At 73.2% G+C, this 7536-nt stretch carries 4 protein-coding genes; 1 reads left to right on the top strand and 3 read right to left on the bottom strand.

Features of this window, described 5'->3' with window-relative positions; all coding sequences use genetic code 11:
* Positions 1-218: 218 nt before the first annotated feature.
* The 3 genes from AB0447_RS34410 to AB0447_RS34400 all read right to left on the bottom strand — a co-directional run bounded on the left by AB0447_RS34410 (position 219) and on the right by AB0447_RS34400 (position 5615).
* A complete protein-coding gene (locus tag AB0447_RS34410) occupies positions 219-1769 on the bottom strand; it encodes a hypothetical protein (RefSeq protein ID WP_366480866.1) in 1551 nt (516 codons plus the stop codon).
* Complete coding sequence (gene pelF, locus AB0447_RS34405; RefSeq protein ID WP_366480865.1) at positions 1766-3298, bottom strand: GT4 family glycosyltransferase PelF; 1533 nt, start codon at positions 3296-3298, stop codon at positions 1766-1768. Before pelF ends, AB0447_RS34410 begins: the two co-directional genes overlap by 4 nt.
* 271 nt (positions 3299-3569) lie before the next feature.
* Positions 3570-5615, bottom strand: coding sequence for a hypothetical protein (locus AB0447_RS34400; protein ID WP_366480864.1), 2046 nt, complete (start codon positions 5613-5615; stop codon positions 3570-3572).
* 361 nt (positions 5616-5976) lie between these two features.
* On the opposite strand from AB0447_RS34400, the gene AB0447_RS34395 reads away from it, so the two are divergent.
* Positions 5977-7512, top strand: a complete 1536-nt coding sequence (locus AB0447_RS34395; RefSeq protein ID WP_366480863.1) for a leucyl aminopeptidase — start codon at positions 5977-5979, stop codon at positions 7510-7512.
* Positions 7513-7536: the final 24 nt, after the last annotated feature.

Below are 7536 nucleotides of genomic sequence, written 5' to 3'. Positions count from 1 at the left end.
CCACCAGTTCGGGAAGGGGCGGGTAGGGGAAAAGGCCCCGCGCAGCGGCCGGCCGGGCCGGGCCGGGCCGTGACGGGCCTGGCCTGGCCGGGCCGGGCCTGGCCGGGCCGGGCCTGGCCGGGCCGGGCCGGGCCGGGCCTGGCCGGGCCGGGCCGGGCCTGGCCGGGCCGGGCCGGGCCGGCCGTGACGGTGGCAGCCCGGGCCGTGACGGTGGCGGGTCAGCGGTGGGAGGTGGCGCGGCCCAGGAGGGTGCAGACCAGGGTGGACAGGGCTGTCGCCGCGGCGCCGGCCACGAGCAGCTGGACCAGGCGGGGCTGGCCCAAGCCCCAGAGGAGCGCCACGCTCTGGGCCCCGGCGGCCGCCGCGCAGACAGCGGCGGCCAGGCGGATCGCGCCGAAGGACTGCAACAGCAGCCCCGTCCACATCACGGTGCCGAGGAGGAGCAGAGCGGCGACACGGACCCCGTTCAGGCTCGGCGCCCCCGGCCAGAGCAGCGTGCCCACCACGCCCAGGGCCAGCAGCACCGACAGGTAGCGCAGCAGGCACCCGGCCAGGGTGAGGGCCATCGCCCGCCGGAACGCCCCCGGTGAGCGGGCCGCCCGTAGTCCGGCCAGGCTGCCGCTGCGGAAACGGTGGAGCAGCCATTCGGCCGGGCCCATGCTGAGCGTGAGGGCCACCGCGGAAGGTGCCGCAACCGCCTCCGCGGGCCCGCCCGCCAGGACTTCCCCCAGCGCGGCGTACAGCACCAGCAGACCGGTGCCGAGACCGAACACCCCGAACGGCACCGAGTCGGCGAGCCGCGGCCCGCGCGGGGCGAAGTCCTCCTCGCCGCCGCGCAGCACCCGCCACCGCACCGGCCCCGCGCCTGGCCGCCGGCCCGCCCAGCCGCGGACCTGGCGGACCCGGCGGACGGCCGACCGTACGCCCTCGGCAAGGGGGAGTTCCCGGATCGCCAGGGTGCATGCGGCCAGCAGGGACACCAGCAGCAGGCCGATCCGCAACGGCACCGGCAGGTCCACCAGCAGCGAGGCGAACGCCCCGGCCGCCATCGGTCCCAGCGCGAAGAACAGCAGCCGCTCCCGGCCCAGGACCAGCAGGACCGTGGCGGCGCCGACGTACAGCGCCTGCCCGGCGCCGAAGGCGTAGCTGAACGCCGGCCCGCCGGGGACGGCGCACGCGGCGGCGGCCCCCAGCAGCGCCCCGGCCGGGGCGCCCACCAGCAGGGTGCGGCCCGCGGCCGCCCGGTCGCCCAAGCCCAGCCAGGAATACGCCCGGTGGGACAGGGTCTGGTCCCACACCCAGCCGATCAGCGCGCCCGCCAGCAGGGTCACCGTCCCGGCCGGCAGCCCCAGCCGGTCCGGCGGCCCTTCCAGCAGCGGCGCCCCCAGCAGATAGGCGAGTCCAGGCAGCGCGAAGATGACCCCGCGCAGCAGACAGGCGACGAGCGAGACCCGCCACGGGTCGGGGGTGGCTGCCGGTTCCGGGAAGGCCCGCGGCACCTGGGCGTACAGGTCCTCGGCGAGGCCGAAGGAGTCCTCGCGGCCGTAGGTGAGCCGGATGTGTTCGTCCGTCATCCCGTCGGACTCCAGGATGGCGGCGATCTCGTCGGGGTGGACGGCCGCCGCGATCTGCCCGTCCAGCCGGGCCGCGAGGTCCTCCATGGGGTCGGCGGCCGCAGGGCCGTCCCGGCGGGGCCGGGGAATGGCCGGCAGGGTGCCGGAGGCTGCTTCGCCGGGGCCGGGCGGCTTGAGCCAGAGGGATCCGCTCACCACACGCTCCCGTCCGCCGCCAGTTCCCGGCACCAGGGGTCGGCGAGCCGCTGGGCCCAGTCGTCGCCCGGGTGGACCGGGAGGACGGGCCGGCCGGCCAGCTCGCGGTAGATGTGCCGGAAGCCGTCCACCGACTGGTGCAGGGTGAACTTCTCCACCACCCGCTGCCGCGACAGCCGTCCGAGCTCGGCCCGGCGGGCGTCGTCGCGCAGCAGCGCCAGAGTGGCCTTGGCCATGAGTTCGGGTTCGCGCGGCGGGACCACCAGGCCGGTGTCGCCGACGGCCTCCCGGACCCCGCCCACGTCCGTGGAGACGGTGGTCCGGCCGCAGGACATGGCCTCGATGATGCTGAACGGGAAGCCCTCGCTGATGCTCGAAAGCATCACCACGCTGCCCGCCGCGTAGGCGCGGGCCACGTCGTCGATCCGGCCCTCGTACGCGATGCCGTCCGCGACCCCCAGTTCGGCGGCGAGTTTCTCCAGCCGGAGCCGGTAGTCCTCGCAGCCGGCCGGGACCGGCCCGAACAGCCGCAGCAGCAGCGCCGGGAGTTCCCGGCGCATGCACGCGTACGCCCGGATCAGGGTCTCCAGGTCCTTGATCGGGTCGATGCGGCCGCACCAGCTGAGGGTCGGCACCTCGGGTTCGGGGCCGGCCTCCGGGAAGCGGTGCGGGTCGACGCCGTTGTAGACGGTGCGGATCCGGTCTGCGGGCGCGCCCCCGCGCTCCTCCCAGCGGCGGTTGTACTGGTTGCACGGGGTGATCAGGTCGGCCTGCCGGTACCCCTCCGAGTTGAGTTCCCGGTAGAAACCGAGCATCAGGGCCTTGACCGGCCAACGCTGTTCGGCGCTTCGGTAGCCGAGGTAGCGCTCGCGCAGGTAGATGCCGTGCTCGGTGAGGAGGAACGGCACCCCGTCGAGGTACTTCGCGGCGAGCGCCGGGAGGGTGGCGAGGCCGCTGCTGACGGCGTGCGCGACGCTGTCCGGCGGGATGCGGACGGTGAGCGGGCGCAGCGCGTGTTCCAGCAGGTCGGTGGCGGTGAGCGCGTCGTGGATGGTGGGTGCGGCCTCGGCGGTGGCCAGGCCGGGTCGGGTCCACACGGTCATGAGGACGCGCAGGACCGTTTCTGAGCGCAGGGCCGGGGCGAGCCGGCCGGACCGGGCGAGCAGGGTGAGTTCGCGGAGCGCGGCGTGGAAGCCGCCGTGCGCGGGCTGGGCGGCGTACCCGGGATCGAGCAGGCAGCGCAGGAAGTGCTCGTAGGTCTCGGTGAAGCGGCGTTGGGCGCGGCCCCGGAGGGCGGTGCGCCGGCTGCGCGCGGGCGGCGGCCCCCACAGCGGGACGGCGGTGTGCCGGTAGACGTTGCGGGGCAGCTCCCAGGTGACGGGTTCGCGGCCGGTGCCGGTCAGGGCTATGACGTTGAAGTCGACCTCGGGCATGCCTCGGACGAGCTGGTCGCACCAGGTGCTGACGCCCCCGTGGACGTGCGGGTAGGTGCCTTCGGTGAGCATGGTGACATGGCGCCCATGGCTCATGCGGTGTGTCCCCCCAGGGCTCTCTTTTTTGAGGGCTCGGTTCGCCTCCGGGGGCGCTCTTGTCGGCTCCAGGAGGGCGTGCGTCCTCGGAAACCACTCGTTCCTCGCGGTTTCCTCCGGGCGCTCGCCCTCCTTCGCCGACGCGCCCCCTTCGGCTCACCCGCCCGTGCAGGCTTCGCCGGGACGGCGGAAGGGCCCTACTTCGGTCAGGCGGCGGCGGAAGGGCCCCGCTCCGGACGGGCGAAGGGGGCCCTTCGGGTCGGTATCGCGCTCAGCTGGGCAGGCGGAGCGTGACGGAGTTCTGGAGCAGCTCGGGGCCGGTCCAGGCCGAGCGGGTGCCGGCGTAGGCGTTGCCGTAGGCCGTGGTGCCGAGGAGCAGCTGCTTGCGGGTGCCCTCGGGTGCGGTGACCGGTGCGACGACCCCGGTGGGGGCCTTGACGGTGACCGTGGTGCCGATGCGGTAGGCGGTGACCTTGCCTTCGGCGAGCGCCTTGTCCCAGGCGGCGCGGCGCTGGAGTTCGGTGCCGGTGTCCTTCTGGCTCTGGTTCACGATCGGGGTGTTGGCCGCGTACAGGACGCGGTAAGTGTCGAGGACCTCGTCGAGGACGGGGTAGAGGGTGCGGTCCTCGGCCAGGTTGGACTGGTGGACGTAGTGCGGGCGCGGGTCGTTGGCCAGCACGTGTCGGAGGGCGGTCCTGGCCTCCTGCGGAACGATGTGCGTCAGGTAGCCGGTGGCCGGGTCGAGGGGGGCCGCCAGGCAGGTCGAGGTGGCCGGGTTGTCCTCGCAGATCCCGCTGCCGCCGTCGGCGCGGCTGGCGTAGATCCAGTTGTACTCGTCGGCCATCTCGGCGTTGGTGCCGGTGTTGTAGTACACGTTCATCGGGTGCCGGGGCACGGTCAGCGCGTTGCCGACCCCGCGCTGGGCGGGCTCGCGCGAGTTGTCGCTGGCGACCCAGCGGACCCCGTTGTCGGCGAGGGCGCCGGCCAGGTTGGGGTTGTCCTGGGGCTGCTGCGGCAGGGTCTTCAGGCCCGAGTGCTCGCCGGTGACCAGCTCGGAGCGGTCCAGGGAGATGCCCTTGAGCACGGCCCAGTTGTGGTTGTCGCGGATCTGCGCCGCGATCTCGGAACGGCTCATCCACTGGATCGCGCCCTGGGCGTTCTTGGCGCAGCTCCACGGGACGGTGGCGGTGTCCTGGACGCAGCCGAGGAAGGGGTGGGTGTAGGTGTGGTTGATCCACCGGTACTTGGCCCGGTCGGCGAGGAGTTGGGCGGCCATCGGGTCGGTGCCGCCGTTCGCCGCGTTCTCGGCCTTCCACTCCTCCCCCGCGCCGGCGTTGAAGACCATGTCCAGCTTGAACCCCTTGGCCTGCTGCCACTGGGCGGCGTACTGGGCGTCGCCGGCCGTCATCCGGATGCTGCTCTCCTTGCCCTCGCCGCCGGGGCAGGCGTAGTCGCCCGGGGTGCAGTTGAGCTCGGAGTTCCAGCGGGCGTCGGGAGCGAAGACGTCGTCGACGTGGACGGCGAAGTAGTTGCGGCTCTGGCCGAGGTGGACGCCCCGGGTGAGCCATTCCACGATGCCGCGGGCCAGCAGCCGGTACTGCCGCTGGTACTGGTTGTAGCCGAAGGTGACGACCAGTTCGCTGCGCCCGTCGTGGGTGTACTCGCCGAGCAGCGAGGCCCGGCCGGAGCCGACGGGGGCGTCGAGGTAGCTGGTGTAGCCGGGGCGCGGCTGCCCCATGAAGCCGAAGCTCTCCGGGATGAGGACGGAGTTGTCCTCGAAGGCGACCTCGCCGCCGAGGTAGCCGAAGGGGCCGGCCCGGCCGGCCGGGGTGATCGCGGCGCGGGTGCCGTCGAGCTGGCCGGCGTACCCGCCGTTGTCGGTGTACTCGAGGCCGACGCCCGGGTGGGCCCAGGTGTAGGCGTCGACCTGACGGATGCCGTACGAGGTCTCGTAGGCGGCCAGCGCGGCCATCTCGGCGGAGCCCGCGCCGAACGGGTTCTCGTTGGGCAGGACCACGCCCTGGAACTTGGCGCGCGGCCGGCCGTCGACCGTGTCGCTGAGGAAGCCCGCGTCGATGACCGGGCGGCTGCCGCTGCCCAGCTCGACCCGGGTGTACGGGACTCCGGTGTCCCGGAGCTCCGTGGTGATGGCCTCGATCGAGCTGCCCCCGTCGTCGACGACGAGCACCCTGAGGTCGATGCGCGGTGCCACCGCCGTCTCGGCGGCCGTGGCGGCCGAGGCGGGTACTGCCACGGAGACCAGTGCGGCCGCGACCCATGCCGCGGCAGCCCTGTTCATCCGGTTCTTGTTGACCATGTCGGCCTTTCCCCCCGCAGGCATCCCTCGACGTCGGCCCATGGCGGTCGGTGCCGGGCCGGGGAGGCTCTGTGGAAATCATGCAAAGGAACCCCGCGTCCCCTTGCGAGAGTGGCTCGAGTCTCGTGGACCTCGTCAGGTCTAAAAGGCAAACGTTGAACAGTGGCCACAGATGGGTGAATCCCCCAGGCCATTGATCGAACAACTTCCCAAACCTTCGAGTGCCGTACGGAAGAGGGCGGACGCGTACGCTCATTTCCGGCGGCCGCCGGGCCCGAATACGATCGCTGCGGACGGCCGGCGACCCCGGCATGGGCCACTGGCCCCCACATCACACATACGGAAGCGAGACCTCACCACCGTGACTGCTCTGACTCTCAGCACTGCCGGCGCGGCGACGCTGCGCGCCGACGCCCTCGTGGTCGGCGTGGCGAAGGGCCCCAAGGGCCCCGTCGTCGCCGCCGGCGCCGAGGCCGTGGACAAGGCGTTCGACGGAAAGCTCGCCACCGTGCTCGACGCCCTCGGTGCCTCGGGCGCCGAAGGCGAGATCACCAAGCTGCCGGCGCCGGACGGCCTGAAGGTCCCGGTCGTGCTGGCGGTCGGCCTCGGCGCGGTCCCGGAGAAGGACGAGTCCTACGACGAGGAGGCGCTGCGGCGGGCCGCCGGTGCCGCCTCGCGCGCGCTGAACGGCACCAAGAAGGCCGCGTTCGCGCTGCCGCTGGAGGACGCCTCCGCCGTCACCGCGGTCGCCGAGGGCGCGCTGCTGGGCGCGTACGCCTTCACCGCCTACCAGGGCGGCGAGAACAAGACCGGCAAGTCCGGCAAGGAAGCCCCGAAGGGCCCGCTCGCCGAGGTGGTCCTGCTGGGCGCCAAGCCGCGGGACAAGGAGCACAAGGCCGCGGCCGAGCGGGCAAAGATCGTCGCGAACGAGGTGAACATCGCTCGAGACCTGATCAACACCCCGCCGAACGACCTCACCCCCGAGGCCTTCGCCGCCGTCGCCCAGACCACGGCCAAGGAACTCGGCATCAAGGTCCAGGTGCTGGACGAGAAGGCCCTGGTCAAGGGCGGCTTCGGCGGCATCATGGGCGTCGGCAAGGGCTCCGAGAACCCGCCGCGCCTGGTCAAGATCGCCTACACCCACCCGAAGGCGGAGAAGACCCTGGCCTTCGTCGGCAAGGGCATCACCTACGACTCGGGCGGCATCTCCCTCAAGCCGGCCGGCCACAACGAGACGATGAAGTGCGACATGTCCGGCGCCGCCGCCGTGTTCGCCTCCGTGGTCGCGGTGGCCAAGCTGGGCCTGGCCGTCAACGTCACCGGCTGGCTGGCGCTCGCCGAGAACATGCCCTCGGGATCCGCCACCCGCCCCGGTGACGTGCTCCGCATGTACAGCGGCAAGACCGTCGAGGTCCTGAACACCGACGCCGAGGGCCGCCTGGTCCTGGGCGACGCGCTGACCAGGGCCTCCGAGGAGAACCCTGACGCGATCGTCGACGTGGCCACCCTGACCGGCGCGATGGTGCTGGCCCTGGGCAACCGCACCTTCGGCATCATGGCCAACGACGACGCCTTCCGTACCTCCATCCACGAGATCGCGGAGGAGGTCGGCGAGGCCTCCTGGCCCATGCCGCTCCCCGCCGACCTGCGCAAGGGCATGGACTCCCCGACCGCCGACATCGCCAACATGGGCGAGCGGATGGGCGGCGGCCTGGTGGCCGGCCTGTTCCTCCAGGAGTTCGTCGGCGAGGGCATCACCTGGGCCCACCTGGACATCGCCGGCCCGGCCTTCCACGAGGGCGCGCCGTACGGCTACACCCCCAAGGGCGGCACCGGCTCGGCCGTGCGCACCCTGGTGCGGCTGGCCGAACGTACGGCGACGGGCGACCTGGGGTAGTCACCCGGTCACCGCGGCCCCGGG

The sequence above is a fragment of the Streptomyces sp. NPDC051211 genome (assembly GCF_040689505.1).
Lineage (GTDB): Bacteria > Actinomycetota > Actinomycetes > Streptomycetales > Streptomycetaceae > Streptomyces.
This window is presented reverse-complemented; position numbering and strand designations above follow the sequence as displayed.